This is a genomic window from Pseudoduganella plicata (assembly GCF_004421005.1).
Taxonomy (GTDB): Bacteria; Pseudomonadota; Gammaproteobacteria; order Burkholderiales; family Burkholderiaceae_D; genus Rugamonas; species Rugamonas plicata.
The window spans coordinates 1,459,837-1,483,255 of sequence record NZ_CP038026.1 but is presented as its reverse complement, the minus strand read 5'-3'; the positions used below and the strand labels follow the sequence as shown (position 1 = coordinate 1,483,255).

Sequence of the window (23,419 nt, the reverse complement as noted above, 5' to 3'; positions counted from 1 at the left end):
CAATATGGAATCCATTCTTCAGGCATGGGAGGATTTCGCGCGCACGATCGAACCGCCGGCGCTGACGATGGACGATACCGAACTGCGCGACCACGCGAAGCAGATGCTGCACGCGATTGCCCGCGATCTGGAGCGGCCCCAGTCCGAGCAGGAAAGCGCGGCCAAGTCGAAAGGCCTGGGCAAGCGCGGCAGCGACGATACGCCGGCCGAAACCCATGCGGAGGCACGCCTGCTGTCCGGTTATACGGTCGTGCAGCTGGTGTCCGAATACCGGGCGCTGCGCGCCAGCGTGCTGACGCAGTGGGTCGCGGCAACCCCGGAAGGCCACCGCACGGAGCTGGCCGACGTCACCCGCTTCAACGAGGCGATCGACCAGGCGCTGGCGGAATCGGTGGCGCGTTACGAGTACATGGTCAAGCAGTCGCAGAACATGTTCCTGGCGATCCTTGGACACGACCTGCGCAACCCGCTGGGCACCGTCGTCAGCGGCTCGACGTTCCTGATGCAGGCAACCGACATCGCGTCGAAATACGTGCTGGTGGCCACGCGCATGTTCAACAGCGCCAAGCGCATGAGCAAGCTGATCAACGATCTGATCGACTTCACGCGAACTCACCTGGGCCCGGGCATACCGATCCGCGTCAAGCAGTGCAGCGTAGTGGAGGTCTGCGAGCTGGTCGTCAATGAGCTGCGCACGTTCCATCCGGAACAGATCATCGATCTGCACGTGCCCCCCCAGCTCGACGCGATCTTCGACGAAAGCCGCATCGCCCAGGTGCTGTCAAACCTGATCGGCAACGCGATCCAGTACGGGCAACACGATACGGCAGTCACGGTGCGGGCAAGCGGCAGCGATACCGATATCGTCATATCCGTCAACAACCGGGGCCGGACCATTCCAGCCGAAAAGTTGGGCAGTATTTTCGATCCGATGGTGCGCATTGCTGCCAGTGTCAGCGCGGACTATACGGAACGCACCAGTCTCGGGATCGGCCTGTTCATCTCGCGCGAGATCGTGCAGTCGCATGGCGGCCGCGTCGAGGTGACATCGAGCGCGCAGGCGGGAACCACCTTCACGCTGACGATGCCGCGGCTGCCACGGGGCTTCGGCGCCCCGGGCGAGGGCTGATCCGGGCGCCGGTGCGCGGCGCCGTCATCCTCCTTTCTCTGCCTGTGTCCCGCAGCAGGTAGCGGTACATGCCGCGGCCGATCCCTTCAATAGGGGATGGCGGCGGTAACCGCGCCAAGCTACCATCGCGACAGCGCCGCGTGCCCGCCCGGCGGCGGTCCCGCGCGACCCGAATGGCGGGACATTCGACAGGAGAAAACGTGGGCAAAACCCGCCTTGAGGCGTTCAGCGACGGCGTCATCGCCATCATCATTACGATCATGGTTCTGGAACTGAAGGTACCGCACGGCGTCACCATCGATGCCCTGGCGCCGCTGGGGCCTGTGATGCTCAGTTATGTGCTCAGCTTCGCCTATGTGGGCATCTACTGGAACAACCACCATCACCTGCTGCACGCCGTGCGCAGCGTCAGCGGCGGCGTGCTGTGGGCCAATCTGCACCTGCTGTTCTGGCTCTCGCTGATCCCCTTCGTCACGGGCTGGATGGGCGAGAACCACTTTGCCACGTTGCCCGTTGCAGCGTACGGGGTAATCCTGTTCATGAGTTCCGTGGCGTATATGGTCCTGGTGCGTTTCCTGACGCGGCACCAGCGGGAGAACGAGGCGCTGGCGCGCGCCATCGGGTCCGACATGAAGGGCAGGGCGTCACTGGTGCTGTATGCGCTGGGCGTGGCGCTGGCCTTCGTCCACCCCTGGCTGGGGTTTGCCGTCTACTTCGGCGTGGCGCTGATGTGGTTCGTTCCCGACCGGCGGATCGAGAGCCGCATGCGGGCCGACCAGGGCGGCTGATGCGCGGGGCGACGTCCCGCCCCGCGCGACGTATCATACGGCCTGCTCAGGCGTCGGCGGCACGGAAGCCTCTGGCGCCGGCCAGGACAACAGCGTCAGCACGGCCAGCGTGGCGACCGGCAGCAGCAGGCACCAGAAGCCGGCGGTGCGGAAACCGAAGCCGCCCATGATGCAGCCCAGCGCGAACGCCATCATCGGCCAGCCAAACTTCGCCAGCTTTTCCCGTACGGCCGGCGTGCCGTGTCCCGTCAGGCAGTCCGTCACGTTGATCAGCAGTTCGGTGACGTTGCCCGTCATGACGGTGGTGGGCGCGATGCGGGCAAATACCAGCTTGCCGGCCGCGTTATGGATGCCCATCGCGGCGGCACCCAGCATGCCGGCCGCCAGCACGATCGGTGCGCCCGGATCGAGCGGCGGGCTGCCGATGATGGCGGCGACCGCGAAGCCCGCCAGCAGCACCAGCTGCGACAGCAGCAGCGGGCGGATGGCGTTCACACCACGCCGTTCGCAGGCGTTGCCCAGCAGCCGCGCGCCGATCACGCCGGCGGCAAAAGAAGGAAATGCAAGGAATTTCAGCAGCAGCACGCCTTCGCCGGGGTGCCCCAGCTCCGTGCCGATCAGGACAAAGTTACCCGTCACGTGGGCGGTAAACAGGCCGAACAGGCCGACAAAGCCGGCCGTGTCGACATAGCCGGCCAGCGCGGCCAGGGTAACGCCGAGGAACAGGTCGCCGGGTTTCATCATCATTGCGACGATCCTTTGGAAGTAAGAAATCAAACTGCCCAGTCCGTGACAACATCGGGGTCAGGCACCGACACTGTCACGTGCTGAGCAAAGACGACCCGAAAGCCGCGCATACGGTTCAGGCCGTGACAGTTTTCGTGCCTGACCCCGCGGTGGCAAACGCTGTCACGGCCTCGGCCGTTTGTCTCAGGACTTCAGGAACGCCAGCAGTTCCGCGTTCAGCCTGTCCTTGTGCGTCGTCGGCAGACCGTGTGGCGCGCCTTCGTAGACGACCAGGCGGCCTTGCGGCAGGAACTCGACGGCGCGACGGGCCGTGGCGGCGATCGGCACGATCTGGTCATCGTCGCCGTGCACGACGAGCGTTGGTATCGTCATCTTCTTCAGGTCTTCCGTGAAGTCCGTTTCCGAGAACTGCTTGATGCAGGCATAGGCGCTGCGGATGCTGCACTGCATGCCCTGCAGCCAGAAGGTCTCGCGCACGCCTGCCGATTCCTTGGCGCCTTCGCGGTTGTAGCCGTAGAACGGCAGCGTCAGGTCCTTGAAGAACTGGGCGCGGTCGGCCTGCACGCCGGCGCGGATGCCGTCGAAGACTTCCATCGGCACGCCTTCCGGATTGTTCGGGCCCTTCAACATCTGCGGCGTGACGGCGCCCACCAGCACGGCGCGGTTGACGCGGTTGGTGCCGTGGCGGCCGATGTAGCGCGCCACCTCGCCGCCGCCCGTCGAGTGACCGACCAGCATGGCCCCCGTGATGTCGAGCGCGTCCAGCAGCGTGGCCAGGTCGTCCGCATACGTGTTCATGTCGTTGCCGTGCCAGGGTTTGCTGGACAGGCCATGGCCGCGGCGATCGTGCGCGATGACGCGGTAGCCATGCTCGGCCAGGAACATCATCTGGTCTTCCCAGGCGTCGCCCTGCAGCGGCCAGCCGTGGCTGAAGACGACGACAGGACCGTCGCCCCAGTCGGTGTAGCGGATCAGCGTGCCGTCGCGGGCGGTAACGGTATTGATGGTGCGGGTGGTCATGGAATGTCCTTTCAGGTGACGGGAGGGGGAGCCGGCGTCGGCGGGGCACCGTCGCCATGCAGTCATTGTCGGTAACGACGGTGCCGACCGTCTACGGGGCGGAAGGGCGGGGCGGCGCTCCCCCGTCCGGGTAGGTAGCCGCGCGGGGCAAAGGTTGCGGTATCACGCAGTGGCTGCGCTTCCCGCAAAAGAGATAGCCAGCGCCCTCCTGCATGGCCGTACCGCGGGGTCCCCATCGGTGGCATCGCGCGGCTTGCGGCGACGCGAGTGGCGCCGCTGTGGTACAAAGACGCTGTTACAAGTTCAACTTCAATTCTATGCAGGGAGTTCCCATGTCTGGTTACAGTATCAACCTCGAACAAAAAACGTTGGCCAACACTACTTACCGCAATGTGCTGTACACCACCGAGCGCAGCCAGCTGGTCGTCATGGCGCTGCAGCCGGGCGACGAAATCGGCGAAGAACGCCATGAAGGGCACGACCAGTTCATCCGCGTGGAGTCCGGCCACGGCGTGGCGATCCTCGACGGCGAGAAGCACAAGCTGGAAGACGGCGTTGCCGTCATCATCCCGGCCGGCACCACGCACAACGTCATCAACACGTCCGATGCCGAGCTGCTGCACCTGTACACGCTGTACACTCCGCCGGAGCACCCGGACGGCACCGTCCACCTGACCAAAGCCGAAGCGGACGAATACGAAGCCCAGCACGGCCACTGAAAAAACCGGGGCGAGGCACCTGGCCGCGATCCGCGGAAAGTTGCCGGCCCCGACGTTGAAAGCGCCTGTGCGGTTTTAACAACGCTTCACCCCACGGGTACACCGATGCCCGTGGTTGCATGCATCAACCCCGCCTGATCCTCGTTCCCGCCTCGCAATCTGCCTGTTGCCGTCCGTCGCTCAACCGTCGAAATGGCACCACACATCAGGCGTTTTGCGCCAATGGTTGCGCATAACATTTGATGTTAATTAATGTTGACTTTGTATTTACCCACTCCTACACTCGAAATCGCTGCGCTACCGAAGGTCCACACGGAGGAGCGCTGACATCGCATAAAAAAACAGGAGACAACCATGTTGCAGATCCATCGTGCGGGCGCTGCGCGTCCCCGTCGTCGCGTCTTGTTCGGCCTGACCGTGATGGCAGGCCTGGTCGCCCAGGCCTACGGCCAGGAAATTTCGCCCATCAACGGTACCGCTACCAATACTGCCGCCGCCGTGGACCCTACCGGCAGCGTGCAGACAGTCAGGGTCACGGGCTACCGCAACAGCCTGCTGTCATCGGCCAAGGACAAGAAAGAGGCCGTCGGCTTCCAGGATTCCATCAACGCCGAGGACTTCGGCAAGTTCCCGGACAAGAATATCGCCGAGTCGCTGAGCCGCGTGCCGGGCGTGCAGGTGGGGCGCGACGTGACGGGCGAGGGCATGACGATCCAGATTCGCGGCCTGGGCTCGAGCTTTACCAAGATCCTGCTGAACAACTCGCCCATCGCCGTGGCCTCGTCCGGTCCGATCGATGGTGCCAACACGAACCGCGAGGTAGACCTCGACCTGCTGCCGACCGACCTGTTCACCAAGCTCACCGTCAGCAAGAGCCCGACGGCCGGGATGATCGAAGGGGGGGCCGCCGGCGTCGTCAACCTGCGCAGCGCGCGCCCGTTCGACAAGGAAGGCCGCCAGCTGTCCGTCAGCCTCACGGGCACGAAGCAGCAGATCGCCGACAAGGCGGGCGCACGCGGCTCGGTGCTGGGGAGCCAGACGTGGGGCGGCAAGTTCGGCATCCTGGGCGGCATCTCGTTCTCGCGCCAGGAAGCGCGCACGCGCGGCTTCGAGACGGTGGGCTGGACCAACCCGAACCTGACGACAGGGCAAAGCAGCTCGCCGACGCGCAACAACACGGGCGGCGGCAACTGGACCATCCCCGCCACGGTGCCCATCAACGCCGGCAACGGCCTCGTGCCCGGCACGGCCATCGACCAGGCCTTCCTGCTGTCGCACAATCCCGGCCTGTCGATCGGCCAGATCGACAACGCGATCGTGCCGCGCCTGGGCCGCTCGATGGAGTATTACGGCACCCGCGACAAGATATCGACGGTGTTCTCGGCCGAATACCGCCCGACGGAGAGCTTGCACTTCTACCTGGACACGATGTACAGCAAGAAGGACGACGACATGCAGCGTAACGCCTACACGTGGGCGGTGCGCAACAATGCGTCGATCCCGCTCAACATGGGGGTGGACCGCGAGGACTGCGCCAACGGCTGTGTCGTCACGTCCGGCACGTTCGCCAATGCCCTCAACTTCATCGAGTTCGGCCCGCGCCGCGACAAGGTCGACCTGCTGGGCATCAATCCGGGCATGGAATGGAAGATCGCGCCGAACCTGACGTTCGACGCGCAGGCCAACTGGAACCGCAGCCGCTTCCGCCACGAGGCGCCGACGGTCATGCCCATCACGGCGCCCAACAGCGGCAACACGATCACGTACGCGAACGGCGGCGGCGTGCCGTCGATCGAAGCGAGTCTGGACCTGAACAATCCGGCCAGCTACGTGTGGACGGGCGGGAGGGTCAATATCCAGAACGAGCTGCGCGAAACGGAAACCAAGGGCTTCCATACGAACCTTGCGTGGGGCGACAAGAAGCTGGCCATCAAGGGCGGCTTCGCCTGGGACGATATCGACCGCACCATCCGCGCGCAGGACAACTCGGCGGCCTGGCAGGCGGCCGTCTGCGGCAACAACCCGACCGTGTTCCTGCAAGGGCCGAACGGCGCGCCGCCGTGCGACGGCGCCAGCACGCCAGGCGCCAGCGCCGCCGCGCTGTATCCGGGCTACGGCACCGGCTACACGGCCGGCCAGAACGCGCCGCTGACGTACCAGGGCTCGCTGATTCCCGTCGGCGCGCTGGGCAGCTACCTCGTGCCGGGCCCGTACGGACGGCTGGCGCTGGACTGGGACCGCTTCCGCCAGGACTCCAACTTCGACTACTACAACAGCACGGCACCGGATTCGGGGGCGTCGTCCACGGGCGCCAGCGCCGGTTACATCCGCGAGAAGGCCAAGGCTGTGTACTTCGAGGCCAGCGGCGAAGCGGCACTGGCGGGCTTCCCGCTGCGCTGGAACGCGGGTGTGCGCTACATCCGCACCAACCAGCAGGTGGGTTCGCTCAATTCCGTCAGCGATCCGCGCAACGCCAGCCTGACCCTGAACGGCAGCAAGTACCCGAACATCAGCCAGTGGGTCTACCAGGACACGGACTACAGCAACACGCTGCCTTCGGCCACGGTGGCGGTTGACGTGCGCAAGGACATCGTGTTCCGCGCCGCCGCGTCGCGCAGCATGACGCGCGTCGATCCGAACGCGCTGCGCCCCGGCATCAACTTCTCCGGCGTGTCGGCGGACGTGGGCACGATGGGCAATCCGGGCCTGACGCCCTACCTGTCGGACAATATCGACCTGGGCCTGGACTGGTACACGGGCCGCGAGGGCTATATTTCCGTGACGGCGTTCCAGAAGCGGGTCAACGGCTTCACCGTCAACGAGAACATCTCGATGCCGTTTTCCGCGCTGGCGCAATACGGCATCAACTACGGCACCTTGATCCCGGCGCAGCAGCTGGCGATCGATTCGCGCGGCGGTCCGGAAAACGCCACCGTCGTGATGACGCGCCCGCGCAATGCGGACGGCATCCTGCGCATCCGCGGCCTGGAACTGGGCTGGGTGCAGCCGCTCGACAAATGGCTGCCGTGGCGCGGCTTCGGCTTCAACGAGACGCTCACGCTGATCAACCAGCGTGCAAGCGGCGAGGGCAGCAGCGGCTTCATCGCGCTGGGCGTACCGAAGAAGACCAACAACTTCGGCGTCTACTACGAGAACAACGGCTATATGGTGCGCCTGGCGCATACGTACTCGCAGGGCAGCCAGGTGGCGACGGCCAACCAGAGCGGCATCACGGCCGCTGCGCTGTACGGCGACGACTACAAGCAGCTGGACTTCTCGTCCAGCTTTGAACTGGACCGCATTTTTGAGCGCGATGGCCTGCCGATGCTGACATTCGACATCGTCAACCTGAACAAGGCCAAGCGCCGCGGCTACTTCCAGTTTGCCAACGCGACGATGTCGCAATACGACCCGGGCCGTACCTTCGCGCTCGGCCTGCGGATGAAGTTCTGAGCATGCGGCGCCTGATCGCAACAGCGCTGGCGCTGGCATTCGCGGCTGCCAGCGCCGCCGAAGCGCCGATCCCGGCGCTGCGCACGCAAGGCAGCACGAAGCAGCTGATCGTCGACGGCAAGCCGTTCCTGGTGCTGGGCGGGGAGCTGTACAACTCGTCCGCATCCAGCCTGCCTTACCTGAAAGCGCTCTGGCCGCAGCTGAAGGCGGTAGGATTGAACACGATCCTCGCGCCGGTGGAGTGGGACCAGGTCGAGCCGGCGGAAGGCAAGTTCGACTTCACGGTACTGGACGGCATGCTGCGGCAGGCGCGCGCCAACGACACGCGCCTGGTGCTGCTGTGGTTCGGCGCTTGGAAGAATTCGATGTCGACCTATGTACCGGCCTGGGTCAAGAAGGACAACGAACGCTTTCCGCGGGCCCGCAACAAGGCCGGGGAAGCGCAGGAGATCCTGACGCCGTTCGGTGCCAATACGCTGGCGGCGGACAAGGCGGCCTTTGCGGCGCTGATGCGCCACCTGCGCCAGGCCGACCCGCAGCGCACCGTGCTGATGGTGCAGGTGGAAAACGAGATCGGCATGCTGCCCGACGTGCGCGATTTCAGTCCGCTGGCCAACGCGGCGCTGCAACAGCAGGTGCCGGCGGCGCTGCCCCAGTACCTGCAGGCCAACCGCGCGCGCCTCCACCCGTACGTGCGCGACCTGTGGGAAGCGAACGGCGCCCGCAGCGGTGGCACGTGGTCCGAAGTATTCGGCACGTCCATCGAAGCGCAGGAGGTGTTCCAGGCCTGGCATTACGCCACTTTCGCCGAAGTGCTGACGGCGGCCGGCAAGGCGCAGTATCCGTTGCCGATGTTCGTCAATGTGGCGCTGAACCGGCCCGGCAGGAAGCCGGGGGAGTACCCCAGCGCGGGGCCGCTGCCGCACCTGTTCGACGTCTGGAAGGCGGCTGGGCCGTCGATCGACATCATCGCCATCGACACCTACTTCCCGAACTTCACCCATTGGGCGCGGCAGTTCAAGCGGCCCGACAATCCGTTGTTCGTGCCGGAAGCGAACCGCGCGGGCCGCGCCGACCTGGGTGCCAATGCCTTCTGGGCCATCGGCGAACTCGATGCGATCGGCTTCTCGCCGTTTGCCATCGAGAATATCCGCGACGCGAAAGCGGACGTGCTGCCGGCCGCGTACTTGCTGCTGAAGAACCTGGCGCCGCAGATCCTGGCGGCGCAGGGGCAGGGCGGCATGCGCGGTTTTCGTCCCGACGTCTCGTATGACGGCGTGGTCGAGACAAAGAATGTCCAGGCCACGCTGGGCGGCTACCAGCTCGACGTCAGCTTTGCCAACCAGTGGGGCAAGACGGAGAGTGCCGAATACGACTCGCGCGGCGGCCTGGCGATCCAGATCGGCGCCGACGAGTTTCTCATCGCCGGGCGGGGGCTGACCGTGGTGTTCCGGGACGCGGCCGGCCGCGACGGCGTCGGCCTGGAGAAGGTGATCGAAGGGACGTTCGTCGACGGGCGTTGGCAGGATGGGCGCTGGCTGAATGGCGACGAGACGCATCAGGGGCGGCATATCCGGTTGCCGGGGGATGCTTTCACGGTGCAGAAGGTGAAGTTGTACAGGTACCGTTAGCGTCGGTTGGGCCGCGGCTCAGAACAGCGTGCGCTGCCGGCTCGTCAGCAATGTGAAGCTGTCGCCCAAAAACGGCAGGATCGCATCGGCGACCGGCTGCAGCTGGCGTTCCAGGTAGTGCGCGTAGTCGATCGGCGCACGGCGCGTTTCCAGCGGTTCCGGCCCGGCCGTCGTCATCACGTAGCGGATCCACCCGCGATTCTGGTACTGCAGCGGGCGGCCCTGGGCGGCGTTGTACTCGTCCGCGATGCGCGCGGCGCGCACGTGCGGCGGCACGTTGCGATCGTAGTCTGCCAGCGCGCGGCGCAGGCGCTTGCGATAGACCAGCAGGTCGTCCAGCTCGCCGCGCAGCATCCGCTCCGTGTAGTCGCGCACGTAGTCGCGGTACGGCTCGCCCTTGAAGATGCGCAGGTACAGCGTCTGCTGGAAGCCCTGCGCCAGCGGCGTCCAGTCCGTGCGCACCGTTTCCAGGCCTTTGTAGACGACGTGTTCGCTGCCGTCGGGACGCACGACCAGGCCGGCATAGCGCTTCTTGCTGCCTTCGTCCGAATCGCGTACGGTTGGCATCAGGAAGCGGCGGTAGTGCGTTTCGTACTGCAGTTCCAGCGCGCTCTCCAGGCCATATTCGGCCTGCAGGTCGCGGCGCCACCAGTCGTTGATGTGAGCGACGAGCGCGCGGCCGATGCGGTCCGCCTCGTCGGCATCGTGACCGCGCTTGAGCCAGACGAAGGTGGAATCCGTATCGCCATAGATGACGGGATAGCCCTGCGCTTCGATCAGCTCCCGGGTGCGGTGCATGATCTCGTGGCCACGCATCGTGATCGAGGAAGCGAGGCGCGCGTCGAAGAAGCGGCAGCCGTATGAACCCAGCACGCCGTACAGCGCGTTCATGATGATCTTCAGCGCTTGCGACAGCGGCGCGTTGCCCTCGCGCTTGGCGGCCTCGCGGCCCTGCCAGATCTGCCGGACGATCGCCGGCAGGCAGTGCTTTTCGCGTGCGAAGCGGGCGCCGCGAAAGCCTGGCACCGTCTGTTCCTCATTGCCTTCGCCCTGCAGGCGCAGGCCTTCCACCAGTCCGACCGGATCGATCAGGAAGGTGCGGATGATCGACGGATACAGGCTTTTATAGTCCAGCACGAGCACGGAGTCGTACAGGCCGGAGCGCGAATCCATGACGAAGCCGCCCGGGCTGTCCTCGTTCGGCACGTCGCCGATATTGGGCGCGACAAAGCCCTGGCGGTGCATCAGCGGCATGTACAGGTGCTCGAACGCGGCCACGGAGCCGCCGCTGCGGTCCGCCGCCAGGCCCGTCACGCTGGCGCGCTCGAGCAGGAAGTCCAGCACCCGTGTGTGCGCAAGGATGCGCGTCACCAGCTCGCAGTCCTTCAGGTTGTAGCGGGCCAGCGCCGGCTTGTCGTCCCTGAACATGCGGTCGATTTCGGCCATGCGGTCGTACGGATTGTCGATCGCCTTGCCTTCGCCCAGCAGCGTCTGCGCCACATGTTCCAGGCTGAACGACGGAAAACTCCACGTGGCCGAGCGCAGCGCCTCGATGCCATCGACGATCAGGCGGCCGGCCGCCGCCGCGAAGTAATGCTGCTGGCGGTTATGCTCGCGCCATTCCATGGCGCTGCCGTCGCGGCCCAGGCGCAGCGGGAGCCCGTACTGCTCCGCATGCTGGCGCAGCACGCGCAGATCGAACTGCACGACGTTCCAGCCGACGATGGCATCCGGATCGTGCGCGGCGATCCAGGTGTTCAGGCGTTCGATCAGCTCTGGCCGGGTGGCGCAGTATTCCAGCTCGAAGTCGACGCCGCCCTTGTCGCCGCTCGGGGCGCCCAGCATGTAGACGTTGCGCTGGCCACAGCCCTCCAGCGCGATCGAATACAGTTCGCCGTGCGCGGTGGTTTCGATATCTAGGGAACACAGGCGCAAGCGGGGGCGGTACCCGGTCGCGGGTTTCAGCCACCCGTCGCGCAGCAGCCCGTTTTCGGCCGTGCCGTCGAACGCAACGGGCGCCGTAATGAAGCGCTCCATCAGATAGCGTTCCGGCGGGCGCACGTCCGCCTCGTAGACATCGACGCCGTGTTCCCGCAGTCGTTTTTCCAGCTTGAGCATCTGACGATAGTGGCGGCAGTACAGGCCGACCACGGGACGATGGCGGAAGTCCTGCAAGGCAAGCGGACGCAGATCCCAGCCCGTCTGGCCGCGCAGGACGGCGCGCGCCATCTCCTCCTGCCCGGCGGGAACAAAGGCAACCGACTCCTGCGGCGGCAGGCGCAGCTGGCGCGGTCCGTCGTCCGTGGCCAGCCAGAAGTCGACTTCCGTGCCGGCGTCCGTGTCGCGCCAGTGTCGGGTCAGGAGGAAGCCTTGCTGTTGGGTGCTCAAGCTGTGGTCCGGGTGGGATGAAGGACCGCAGTTTAAGGCATCGGGCGTCAGTCCCGCCAGAGGAGGCGGTTCCGGCCCGCCTGCTTGGCGCGATACAGGTGGGCATCGGCTGCCGCGAACAGGTCCGATGCCGTCTCGCCCGGTGCCAGCGTGGCGCCGCCCGCGCTGACCGTCAGCACGGGGGCGGCGACGGCCGTGGCATGCGGGATCGCCAGCGCCGCCAATGCCGAGTTCAGATCCTGGACGAGCTGCTGGCCGCCGGCGGCATCGGTGTCCGCCAGCAGCAGTACCAGTTCCTCGCCGCCGTAGCGGGCGGCCAGATGGCCGGGCCGGTGGGCACAGGTGGCCGCCGTCCGGGCGACGGCGCGCAACGCGCGGTCGCCGGCGGGATGGCCATAGTGGTCGTTGTATTGCTTGAAGCTGTCGACGTCGACCAGCGCCAGCGACAGCGGCGCGCCCGTGGCACTGGCGCGCTGCCATTCCGCCGCCAGCGCTTCGTCGAAACGGCGGCGGTTGGCGAGGCCCGTGAGCGCGTCCACGTGGGCCAGATGTTCCAGCAGCCGTTGCTGGCGCACGACCTGCAGATGCAGGGCCACGCGGGCCATCACAACCGTGGCGTTGAACGGCTTGGCGATATAGTCGGCCCCACCCATCTTGAGCCCGGTGGCCTCGTCTTCCGGCCGGTCCAGGCCGGAGATGAAGATGACGGCGATGCCTGCGGTGGCCGGCTCGGCGCGCAGGCGCCGCAGCACTTCGAAGCCGTCCAGGTCGGGCATCATCACGTCCAGCAGGATCAGGTCGGGCGTGTGCCGCGCCGCCCGCTCCAGCGCCTGCTCGCCGTTCTTCGCCAGCAGCACCGTGTACTCGGGTTTCAGCAGTTCCGCCAGCACCTGCCGGTTGATCGGATCGTCGTCGGCGATCAGAACCTTCTGCGTTTCCACACCATTCATGCGCGTTCTTCCAGTGTTACGTCCAGTGCCTGCGCCAGCCGGGCCAGCGGCGTCAGGGCAGCATCATATTCGATGTCGTCGACGGCCCGAACGATCTCGGCGACTAGGGCGCCGTGCGCCGACTCGCCCAGCAGCCATTGCAGCGACTGCACCGTATCCTCGGCGCGGGCGTCGTCGCTGCGCAGGTAGGTGTCGAGGCGGCGGATCAGCTCGCCCGCGTCCAGCTGTACGGGAGCTGCCGCCACGGGGGCCTCGGCGCGCGCCAGCCCGGCCAGCAGGCCGTCGAGCGCCTCGGCCAGCTCCGTTGCCAGCGTCAGCGTACGTTCGGGACGCTCCCCGGTGCGCAGCGCCCCTTCCAGCGCGTCGGCCAGTCCGCTTACGCGCCAGGCGCCGATATAGGATGCGCTCGCTTTCAGATTATGGGCAAGCCCCTGAAGCCGCGCGGGCTCGCCTGCCGCCAGCGCTTCGTGTGCCTGTTGCGCCGCGTCGGCGTATTCGCGCACGAAGCTCTGGATGCGCTTGTGCAGACGCGCGTGCCAGTCGTCCGTGCCGACGGCGGCACGCTTCCAGTCGACGCCGTCGATGGCCGGCAGCGCAGCCGCGACTTTCGCATGCGGCAGGTCCGGCGGTGGCAGCGCGGCCAGGCTGCGGCCCGCCAGCCGGCCCGGCGGAATCCACTTGAGCAAAGTGCGGAACAGCTGGTCCGGATCGATCGGCTTGATGACGTGATCGTTCATGCCGGCGGCCAGGCTGCGTTCGCGGTCGCCCGCCATTGCATGGGCCGTCATCGCCACGATGGGCAGCCCGCGCAGGCGATCGATGGCGCGAATGTGCTGCGTGGCCGTGAGGCCGTCCATCACGTGCATCTGGATATCCATGAGCACCAGGTCGTAATCGCCCGCCTGCGCCATCGCGACCGCCTCCGCGCCGTGCACGGCCACGTCAACCTGCATGCGCGCCGCTGCCAGGAAGTCCAGTGCCACTTCGCGGTTGTTGGCATTGTCTTCGACCAGCAGGATGCGCGCGCCGTCCAGGCGTGACAGGTCGGCCGTTACCGGCGCCTTTGACGGCTGTTGCGGCTCGGCCAGGTCGGGCCGCAGCACCTGCAGCAGCGTGTGGTACAGGAGGGCCGGGCCGACTGGCTTGTGCAGGAAACCGCTCATCGGCACGAGGCCCTCCTGCTGCAGCACGGTGTCGCGCGTGGCCGCGCTGATCATCAGGATGGCCGGCGGCGCGGCGAAGCGGCGGTCGGCGCGGATACGGCGGATCGTCTCGACCCCGTCCCAACCCGGCATCATGTAGTCCATCAGCACGACCTGGTACGGTTCGCCCGCCGCGACGGCGTTCGCCAGCTCGGCCAGTGCCGCCTCGCCGCAGTCGATGCCGTTGGCGCGCACGTCGAGGGACCCCAGCATCTCGACCAGCGCCTCGCGCGCCGTGTCGCTGTCGTCCACGACCATCACGCGGGCATTGTGCAGCGGCGCGTATGGCGCCACGGGCTGCTGCTCCGGATCGGCCACAGCCAGCTGCAAGGTAAATGCGAACTGGCTGCCCGTGCCCGGCGTGCTGGTTACCTTGATGGTGCTGCCCATCAGCTCCACCAGTTGCTGCGAAATCGTCAGGCCCAGTCCCGTGCCGCCGTACTTGCGGGTAATCGAGGTATCGGCCTGGCTGAACGACTGGAACAGGCGCGTGAGCTGCTCTTCGTCCATGCCGATGCCCGTGTCGGTCACCGAAAAGCGCAGGCCGACACTGCCGGCCGTGCGCTGGGTCACCGCAACGGCGACGACGATCTCGCCCTCGTCCGTGAACTTGACGGCATTGTTGGTGAGGTTGATCAGCACCTGGCCCAGGCGCAGCGGATCGCCGACCAGCCGGGCCGGGATACCGCGGCCGACGCGAAACACCAGCTCGACGCGCCGCGAATCCGTCTTGATGGCCGTCAGGTTGGACAGGTGGTCGAACAGCTCGTCCAGGTCGAACGGCACCGCCTCCAGCGTCAGCTTGCCTGCCTCGATCTTGGAGAAATCGAGGATGTCGTTGATGATTGCCAGCAGGTGCTCGCCAGCGCCCAGGATCTTGTCCAGGTAGTTGCGCTGTTTCGGATTCGGATCGGCCATCAGCGCCAGGCGGCTCATGCCGATGATGGCGTTCATCGGCGTGCGGATCTCGTGGCTCATGTTGGCCAGGAAGTCCGACTTCATCCGCGTGGCTGCTTCGGCGCGCAGCATGGCGCTCTGCATCGCCTTCGTGCGCAGGCCGAGGATGCGCATGAACAGCAGCATGTCGATGGTGCTGCCGAACTGCAGCGCGTGCATCGTCCAGAAACTGGCGCCGAGGTAGCCGCGGAACACGAGGATCAGCACGACGGTCGACAGGAAGCTGATCGACCAGCCCACCAGGAAGTAGGTACCGACGGTGTCGCCGCGGCGGGCGCGGTCGAACGCCTTGGGAAGCCCCAGCAGCATGGGCATGATGCCGAGCGTGCTCACAAAAGCGACCAGCGCCTCGACGCCGATCAGGCCGGAGGCGAAGCATACCGCCGTCACGACGCACAGGCCGGCGCCGATCCGCATCAGGCGGCTGAACACGCGGTCCATGCCGGGCCGGGCGAGCGCCTGCTGCACGAACAGGTAGCCGCCGCACGACGCTGCCAGCGACAGCAGGCCGCCCGCGTGCAGGGTCATCCACGCATTGCCGGGCCACAGATACTGGCCGCCGATGCCGAAGAAGTCGGCGGAGTACAGCGTGAGGCCGCCGACCAGTAGCGCGTACTTGCCGAACAGCGGCTCGCGCAGGTTGACCCACTGGGCGAGGCTGTACAGCAGCAGGCACAAACCCAGGCCCAGCATCAGTCCCTGCAGGATCTGCTCGTTCAGCGCCGTCGCATGGAACGCGTCCGCCGTGTACAGGCCGATGGGCAGCAGGATCGGATCGAAGGTCTGGGCGCGCACGAGGATGACCTGCTCGGCGCCCGGTGTGAGGTGGAGCGAGACGGCGGGCACGCGGCCGGACAGCCCGCGATGCGCGGTCGGCAGCAGGTTGCCCGTGGGCGGCAGCGCTTCGATACGCGTGCCGGTGGCAAGGTAGACATCGACGCGATTGAGCAGCGCATAGTCGATGGCGAGCACGCGGTGACCGTCCGCGCCGGGCGGTACGATGACGGGAATGCGCAGCCAGACGTGGCGCGGTTCCAGGCCCAGCGTCGAATGGGCGGTTTGCGGCGCCTTGAACCGGTGTGCGGCGGCCAGCGCCGTCGCCGGCGTCAGTTCGCCACGGGGGTCCTCCAGCACGGTCAACGCGGGCCACGCGTCGATGGCAGGCACGCGCGGATCGATCAACAGTGGCGCCGCGAGCGCAGGCGCCAGGATTACCGACAGCAGCAGGAAGGCCAGCAGGCGTCGGATCATGCGGTTTCCTGTGGGCGGCCGGCCAGTTTCGATTCCAGCCGGTTGACCCAGCGCGGCGCCTTCGGATCGCGTTCCCACGAGTGCACGGCCGCGTTGACCTGGTTGAGCAGCGTCGTGGGCAGCCTCAGCGGGCGCGTCTCGTCCATCAGCATGCGCACGGTCAGGCGGTAGCCGACGGCGCGCGTCACCATGCGGCACAGCGAGAACTGCGGCACGACGCGGCGCACCGTCCAGTCGACCGCGCGGGTGATGCCCATCGTGGCGAGGAATGCCACCCACGTGGGCAGGCCCACGCGGCGGTTCAATCCCAGGTCCCTGGCGGTCGCGCCGCTGCACAGGTGGCGCGTCAGCAGGACGGGGAACGCCTTGAACGATGGCAGCGGGATCTGGTTCGCCATCATCTTCATCAATGCGCCGCCCAGGTCGGGGCGGGGGTCGGGCAGCCACGACTGCGTGCGGCCACGCTCCTGCAACTGCTTGAACAGCGTCTTCGCCTCGGCCATCGTGGCCGGCATCAGCTCGCGCTCGATGCCCAGCACGTGCCCCATGACGTTCCACGCGTGCAGATAGGCTTCCTCGTCGTGCGCTTCGAACGGGATGCCGAGAGCATGCAGGCCGCGCAGGAATACGTAGTGGAACGTCAGCAGCGTGTACGCCAGTTCCTGCTGGTTGCAGGGCAGGCCGTGGCGGCCGGTATCCCAGCCGTTGGCATACAGCGTGTCGTACAGTCCTTGTCCCTGGATGCGCCGGGACGCGATGACGGGACGTTCGATGCCGGCGACGACGCGGGCCGGGTTGTCGCGCAGGATCAGGTGACGGATCGTCGCGTGGATCAGGCGCACCTTCAGCACTTGCGCCACGCCAGCACCGGCCGGCGTCGTCAGGCCGCCGCGCATCATGACGGGGAAGATCATCGCCGCCGTGCTGCGCACGCGGTAATCCGTGTGCTGTTCCAGCTGGCCGGCTGTGTGGAGCACGCCCGCCAGGTCGGGCAGCACATAGCATTCCGGCAGGCTGGCGCAGAACAGCAGCGCGCACGAGACCATGCTCATCTCCATGAACAGCTTCTCGGCGCGGGCGATCTTGCCGGTATCGGCCCAGTCGGGCAGGGCGCTGCCGTCGCGCAGGTAGCGCTCCAGTGCCGCCGCGATGTCCGGCGGGGTGCCGGGGCTGGGGCGCCAGGAAGCCAGGTCGGCGTTGGTCTGCCACGTGGCCACTTCGCGGTTGACGATGCCGATCGCATTCCAGGGGCCGGCCGGAGAGTCGCAGGCGTCGACGATGCGGGCAATGGTGTCGTCCGCCAGCGGGTCCGCGCGCAGCTCGGGCGAACCTTCGAATACGGGCAGCGGCACGGCCTTCATCACAGCTCCCCGGTGGGCGTCAACGGGCGCTGCCAGCGCGCGTAACCGCACAGTGCGGACAGCAGCGGGATGCCCATCGCGAAGAACGCGATGGTGCGCGTTTCGACGGGATGGCCGGCCACCATCTGGAACGCCATGTTCGCGCCATAGATAAACAGCGGCACCATCACGTGGCCCCGCGACACCGGCAGCGCGGCGGCCGGCGCGCGCCGGCGCAGCGACAGCCGGAAACCGAAGACGATGACGAACGACGTCAGCATCCAGCCGAAAAAGCCCTGCACCGTCTCGCCGAACCACCAGCCGTCCTTCATCTCCATGACCCAGGCCTTGAGCACGTACACCAGGTACGGATCGGCAGCCAGGTCGTAGGCCGTGACGATCATGGCCGCCAGCAGCGACATGGCGATGTCCTGCCCGACCGACGCGATGCCGTCGCTGGGCGCCTGCCACACGATCAGGTTGGCGATGACGTAGCCGATGTAGGTCAGTGCGAACCACATCAGGGGAATGACGACCGGGACGTCGCCCACCGTCGGGCCCAGCACGTCCGTGTAGGTGTAGCTGCCGAAGAACCAGCCGTAGGACGATCCCAGCTGTTCCGCACCCCAGCCGACAACGAGGGCGATCAGGACGAAATGCAGCGCCGCGCGCCCGCCCAGCAAATGGATCGCGCTGCTGCAGCAGAGGGCGAACATGACGATGGAGCTGACGATCAGCAGCGACGTGGTATCCGACTGCCCGCGCGTGAGCAGCACGATCGCCAGGGCGGCGGCCAGCACATAGTTGAGAACGGGCAGTCTGGTCAGTAGTGGTTTCATCCGATATCCCTGTGGTGTCGAGTGGCCGCTTTGTCGCGGCTCATATTCTCGGCGATCTGCGCGCCGGATTTTGTACTGACTTTGTAGGTGTTCGCTACATTTGCGGTAATACCACGCCCGGGCCCGGGTCCACGACGTGGACGCGGGCCCGGGTCCTGGCGGCACAGCGTCAGAACCGGTACTCGACCCGCGCCTCGAACGTGCGTGGCTCGCCCGGCACCGTCATGCCGAAGCTGTCGATGCTCAAGGGCTGCACCTTGTTCTCGATGTTGCGCACGCGCGCCAGCACGTTCCATGCAGCGCCGTCGGGCTGCCAGGCGATCCGAGCGTCGCTGCTGTTGTGCGCCGGGACGTTGTATTCCAGTCCTTGCGTGGGCACGCCGATGACGTAACTGCCGCTGCGACGCACGGTCGCGCCCGCGGTCAGTTGCGACTGTCCGACACGGAAGCGCTGTTCGTAGCCCAGCGTGACCGTGTGCGACGGTGCGCGGTCCAGCTTGCGGCCGGCCCACGACGTTACGCCGTCCGGCATGTACGAGTCGTAGTGCGCATCCAGCAAGGTGAAGGCATATGTCACGCGGCCGCCGGGAATGACGTTGACGGCGCCGTCGGCTTCCAGGCCGCGCACACTGGCCTTGCCGGCGTTGCGCGTCACGTAGCGGGGAGCACCCATCACCATCGCCACGCCGGACAGCTGCAGGTTTTTATAATCGTAGTCGAACACGGCCAGGTTGATGCTGGCGCGCTTGTCCCAGAAGCGCGACTTGATGCCCGCCTCGACGGACGTCAGCGTTTCCGGCTGGTAGAACAGCGTCGATGCCGGCACGGCGACGGCGGCGGGGCAGTCGATGCCCAGCTGGCGGCTGCCTGCCAGGCAGCCGTCGTTGAAGCCGCCCGCCTTGTAGCCCGTAGAGACGGCCGCGTAGGCCATCGTACCCGGCGCCACGTCGAAGTCGAGGCCGGCGCGCCACGTCGTCTTGTGCGTCGTCAGCGCGGCCGCGTTGAGCAGCCTGTAGTCGCTGGCCGGGTTGAAGACGGGGCCCTGCTGGAAGTCGGTCGAGCCCACGCGCGTCTTGTCGTCCTCCGTCCAGCGCGCGCCCAGCGTGGCGCGCAGGCGCGGCAGCAGGGCGTAGGTCGCCTGGCCGAACACGGCGCGGCTGCGCGCCTCGGTTGGTCCGGTCGGGAACACGTAGTAGGGCGGCAGGCCCAGTGGCTCCAGGTCGCGGAACGTGTACAGCGTGTCGGAGCGCTCGCGGAACCAGTAGACGCCCGCCTGCGCGGCCAGCGGCCCGGTGCCGTTGGTGGCCACGCGCAGCTCGTGCGAATCCTGGCGGTAGTCGCCGGCGAAATTCTGGTGCACGCCCAGCGCGAACGTGGGCGCCACGCGGTAGTAATAATTGACGAGGAAGTCATGCGCGAACTGGCGGTGCGAGCCAAGATACTGCAGGGTGACGGGGCCCAGCTGCCAGGAGAAATCGGCACCGACGCCGGACGTCGTCTTGCGGCTGCCGCCCTGTTCCGGCACCGTGTTCGGTGGCACGAAGCGGTTGGTCAGGCGCGCGCCCGCATCCGCGCCGTACCAGACAGGGCGGCCCGTCTCGATGCCGCGGTAGAAGTTCGTGTCCGGCACGAAGCCGTCCAGGTTGTCACGCACGATGCTGTGATCGAACCGCAGCAGCAGCGAGGCCGTATTGCTGAACGCGAGCCTGGCGGAGATGCGCGCCGACACGTCGTCGCGGTCCTGGCCCAGCGTGTGCGGCGTACCCTGGGCGTTGGTCAGATAGCTGTCGTGACGGTTAAAGGCCACGGCCGCGCGGATCGCCAGCGCGGGGCTGATCGGCACGTTCAGCATCGCGCTGCCCTTGCGGCTGTTGTAATTGCCGGCTTCTGCGGCGACGACCGCTTCGAGCTGCTGGGTCGGCGCGTTGGTGATGACGTTGATCGCGCCCGCCGTCGTATTGCGGCCGTACAGCGTGCCCTGAGGGCCGCGCAGCACTTCCACGCGGTCGACGTCGAAGAAGGACAGGCCCTGGTTCTGCGGCCGGGCGATATAGATCCCGTCCATCATGAAGGCGGCCGACGGGTCGCCCTTGTCGGTCGTGTCGGCGCTGGTGACGCCCCGGATCGTGATGCGCATGCCGTCGTAGCTGCTGTCGAGACGGACGTTCGGCAAGCGTGCGCCCAGCTGGGCGGGGTTGTCGAAACCCGCGGCGGCCAGTCGGTCGCCGCCGAGCACCGACATCGCGACGGGCGTCTTCGATTCCAGGGTGCTGGTGCGCTGTGCGGTGACGACGACTTCAGGGATTTCCGACGACGCCTGCGCCTCGCTCTGGGCGTGGGCGCTGCCGGAGCAGAGAGTGGCGACAGCCGATGAAATGCAGGCGGCAAGCAGGTGGCGGTGTGGCCGGACCCGGTGATCGATCATGATGTTATTCCTGTGCGGCAATACAACGGCCCGAGCGGCCCGGTATTGATAGTTGTTGGCGTTATTTTCAGCGGCATTTGCGCAGGCTGCGAGTCTATCAGTTTGGATAACCGCAAAACAGTATCCGGAAGGCACATTTATCAAAACGACCCTTTCTGTCGTGCGCCGGCAACTGCACCGGCGCCCCTGCGGCGAGCCGACACCGTCGTTGTCATGCCACCGTCATAACCGCTCTTTACCATCCGCGTCTGTTGAGTTTTCGATATGCCTGATTTTCATCTTCCTTCCGAAAGAATTCGATGCAACTGCCTGTGCCTGCTATCAATATCCGTTCCCGCCTCATCCTGAAGCCGCTGTGCCTTGTCGTGCTGCAGGCCCTGGCCGGCGGCGCGCAAGCCGCTACCGATAACGCGGACGCGGCCGCGCCGCTGGCCGATCCGGGCGGCGCGCCGATGCAGGTGGTGGAAGTGACGGGTTCGGGGCAGTCGCGCCAGGTGCAGAACATCAGCCGCGCCGACCTGCAGCAGGCCGTTCCGGGCACCAGCCCCCTGAAGACGCTGGAGAAGCTCCCCGGCGTGAGCTTCCAGTCGGCCGACCCGTTCGGCAGCTACGAATGGTCCACGCGCTTCTCCATCCGCGGCTTCAACCAGAACCAGCTGGGCTTTACCCTGGACGATATTCCGTTGGGCGACATGAGCTATGGCAACAACAACGGGCTGCACATCTCGCGCGCCATCGCGTCCGAGAACATCGGCCGTGTCGTGGTCTCGCAGGGCGCCGGCGCGCTGGGCACGGCGTCCACCAGCAACCTGGGTGGCACGGTGCAGTTCGTCACGCTGGGTCCCGCCAACGAACAGGCGCTGACGGCAGCGCAGACGCTGGGCAGCGACGACACGGCGCGCACGTTCGTCCGCTTCGACAGCGGCACGTTCGGCACGGGTACCAAATTCTACGTCAGCGGCACGCGCATGCGCGCCGAGAAATGGAAAGGCGCCGGCCCGCAGGACCAGGACCAGTTCAACAGCAAGATCGAACAGCAGCTGGGCGACCATACGCTGTCGGCGTTCTTCAATTACTCGGACCGCCGCGAAGTGGACTACCAGGATCTGTCGCTGGAGAGCGCGCGCCGGCTCGGCATGGACTGGGACAACTACTATCCGGACTGGCAGCGCGCCGTCAACGCGGCTAGGGGTATCTACAGCGGCGCCGTCAACAGCATGGACGACGCCTATTATCTCGGCCAGGGCGTGCGCAAGGACAAGCTGGGTGGCGTGGCGCTGAACCTGAATGTGGCACCGGCGTTGAGCGCCAGGCTGACCGCTTACCACCATGGCAACGAAGGGCAGGGCCACTGGTACACGCCGTACACGCCGACCTCCGCCGCCGTGCCGATCTCGATCCGCACGACGGAATACACGATCAGCCGCAACGGCGCGCTGGCCGACGTGACGTGGGAAACGGGCATGCACACGCTGAACGCGGGCTTCTGGCTGGAGCGGAACAAGCACATGCTGACCCGTAATTTCTACGCCGTCACGGACGGCAGCTACGGCAACGACTTCCTGACCAACCCGATGAGCACGGGCTTCCGCCAGTCGTTCGTGACGGACACGCGCCAGTTCTATGTGCAGGATACGGTGGCGCTGATGGACGGGCGCCTGAAGATCAACGCCGGCTTCAAGAGCCCGAAGGTGGACATCGACGCGCACACGTTCGTCGGTGACCGCGCGGACGGCTCCATCACGGCGAAAAAGACGTTCCTGCCGCAGGCCGGCGTGACGTACCAGCTGTCCGCCAACGACGAGCTGTTCGCCTCGGGAGCGAAAAATATGCGCTCCTACCAGCCGGGCGTGAACGGCCCGTTCTCGCAGACCCGCGCCGGCTATGCGCTGTCGATCGGCAATCTGAAGCCGGAAACGTCGAATACGTTCGATCTCGGCATGCGTTTCAAACGTGACGCTGTGCAGGGCTCGATCGCCGTCTACTATGCCGACTTCAAGGACCGCCAGCTGGGCATCGCCACCTGCGCCGGCATCGTCGGCTGCGCCGGCACCGTCGTCAACGTCGGCAAGGTGGAGACGCGCGGCCTGGAAGCGCTGGCCGTCTGGAAGGTCGCCCGCGGCATCTCGTGGTTCAACACGTTCACGTACAACGAGTCGGAGTACAAGTCCGACTACACCGACAACGGCAAGCTGGTGGCGGTGAACGGCAAGCAGGTCGTCGACGCGCCGAAGAAGATGTTCAACACGGAACTGGCGTACGACGCCAACGGCTTCTTCGCCCGCCTGGGCGCGAAATACACGGACAAGCGCTACTACACCTACACCAACGATCAATCGGTGCCGTCGTTCTGGCTGGCCAACCTGTCGGGCGGCTACAAGCTGGGCGCCATGGGCATGGTCAAGGACGTGACCTTGCAGGTCAACGTGACGAACCTGTTCGACAAGAGCTACTTCAGCACTGTCGGCTCGAACGGGTTCTCGGCGACCGATCCGCAGGGCACGTCGATGACGTTGCTGTCGGGCGCGCCGCGCCAGGTGTTCTTCACGCTGAGCGGCAAGCTGTAACGGGAATAGGAAC

At 66.4% G+C, this 23,419-nt stretch carries 14 protein-coding genes; 6 read left to right on the top strand and 8 right to left on the bottom strand.

Features of this window, described 5'->3' with window-relative positions; all coding sequences use genetic code 11:
- Positions 1–4: 4 nt before the first annotated feature.
- Together E1742_RS06400 and E1742_RS06395 are read left to right on the top strand one after the other, a co-directional pair.
- Positions 5–1,129 carry an ATP-binding protein gene (locus tag E1742_RS06400; RefSeq protein WP_229466578.1) on the top strand — a complete coding sequence of 375 codons (1,125 nt, stop codon included), beginning with the start codon at positions 5–7 and terminating at the stop codon, positions 1,127–1,129.
- Between the two features lie 200 nt (positions 1,130–1,329).
- Entirely contained in the window at positions 1,330–1,917 is a 588-nt protein-coding gene (locus E1742_RS06395) for a TMEM175 family protein (RefSeq protein ID WP_134384064.1), read from the top strand.
- A gap of 33 nt (positions 1,918–1,950) precedes the next feature.
- On the opposite strand, the gene E1742_RS06390 is transcribed toward E1742_RS06395, so the two are convergent.
- A complete protein-coding gene (locus tag E1742_RS06390) occupies positions 1,951–2,664 on the bottom strand; it encodes a YoaK family protein (protein WP_229466576.1) in 714 nt (237 codons plus the stop codon).
- A gap of 183 nt (positions 2,665–2,847) precedes the next feature.
- Positions 2,848–3,750 (bottom strand): alpha/beta fold hydrolase, encoded by a 903-nt coding sequence (locus E1742_RS06385; RefSeq protein ID WP_134384063.1) that lies wholly within the window; start codon positions 3,748–3,750, stop codon positions 2,848–2,850.
- A gap of 266 nt (positions 3,751–4,016) precedes the next feature.
- On the opposite strand from E1742_RS06385, the gene E1742_RS06380 reads away from it, so the two are divergent.
- From E1742_RS06380 to E1742_RS06370, 3 genes are all read left to right on the top strand, one after another.
- On the top strand, positions 4,017–4,403 hold the full coding sequence (locus tag E1742_RS06380) for a cupin domain-containing protein (protein WP_134384062.1): 387 nt from the start codon (positions 4,017–4,019) through the stop codon (positions 4,401–4,403).
- Positions 4,404–4,757: 354 nt separating this feature from the next.
- Positions 4,758–7,856 carry a TonB-dependent receptor gene (locus E1742_RS06375; RefSeq protein WP_134384061.1) on the top strand — a complete coding sequence of 1,033 codons (3,099 nt, stop codon included), beginning with the start codon at positions 4,758–4,760 and terminating at the stop codon, positions 7,854–7,856.
- A 2-nt stretch (positions 7,857–7,858) separates the two neighbouring features.
- Positions 7,859–9,487 (top strand): GH35 family beta-galactosidase, encoded by a 1,629-nt coding sequence (locus E1742_RS06370; protein ID WP_134384060.1) that lies wholly within the window; start codon positions 7,859–7,861, stop codon positions 9,485–9,487.
- 18 nt (positions 9,488–9,505) lie between these two features.
- Here the strand turns inward: E1742_RS06370 and E1742_RS06365 are convergent, their stop codons facing one another.
- From E1742_RS06365 to E1742_RS06340, 6 genes are all read right to left on the bottom strand, one after another.
- The gene (locus E1742_RS06365) at positions 9,506–11,875 is read right to left on the bottom strand and encodes a DNA polymerase II (RefSeq protein ID WP_134384059.1); all 2,370 of its coding nucleotides are present in this window, start codon (positions 11,873–11,875) and stop codon (positions 9,506–9,508) included.
- A gap of 47 nt (positions 11,876–11,922) precedes the next feature.
- Positions 11,923–12,825 carry a diguanylate cyclase domain-containing protein gene (locus E1742_RS06360; RefSeq protein ID WP_134384058.1) on the bottom strand — a complete coding sequence of 301 codons (903 nt, stop codon included), beginning with the start codon at positions 12,823–12,825 and terminating at the stop codon, positions 11,923–11,925.
- Complete coding sequence (locus tag E1742_RS06355) at positions 12,822–16,235, bottom strand: hybrid sensor histidine kinase/response regulator family protein (RefSeq protein WP_134384057.1); 3,414 nt, start codon at positions 16,233–16,235, stop codon at positions 12,822–12,824. The genes E1742_RS06360 and E1742_RS06355 overlap by 4 nt, the downstream gene beginning before the upstream one ends.
- On the bottom strand, positions 16,232–17,596 hold the full coding sequence (locus E1742_RS06350) for an oxygenase MpaB family protein (RefSeq protein WP_134384056.1): 1,365 nt from the start codon (positions 17,594–17,596) through the stop codon (positions 16,232–16,234). The genes E1742_RS06355 and E1742_RS06350 overlap by 4 nt, the downstream gene beginning before the upstream one ends.
- Positions 17,596–18,414, bottom strand: a complete 819-nt coding sequence (locus tag E1742_RS06345) for a carotenoid biosynthesis protein (protein WP_134384055.1) — start codon at positions 18,412–18,414, stop codon at positions 17,596–17,598. The genes E1742_RS06350 and E1742_RS06345 overlap by 1 nt, the downstream gene beginning before the upstream one ends.
- A gap of 169 nt (positions 18,415–18,583) precedes the next feature.
- On the bottom strand, positions 18,584–20,839 hold the full coding sequence (locus E1742_RS06340) for a TonB-dependent receptor (protein WP_134384054.1): 2,256 nt from the start codon (positions 20,837–20,839) through the stop codon (positions 18,584–18,586).
- Between the two features lie 299 nt (positions 20,840–21,138).
- On the opposite strand from E1742_RS06340, the gene E1742_RS06335 reads away from it, so the two are divergent.
- Positions 21,139–23,406 (top strand): TonB-dependent receptor, encoded by a 2,268-nt coding sequence (locus E1742_RS06335; RefSeq protein WP_229466571.1) that lies wholly within the window; start codon positions 21,139–21,141, stop codon positions 23,404–23,406.
- The last annotated feature ends 13 nt before the right edge of the window (positions 23,407–23,419 follow it).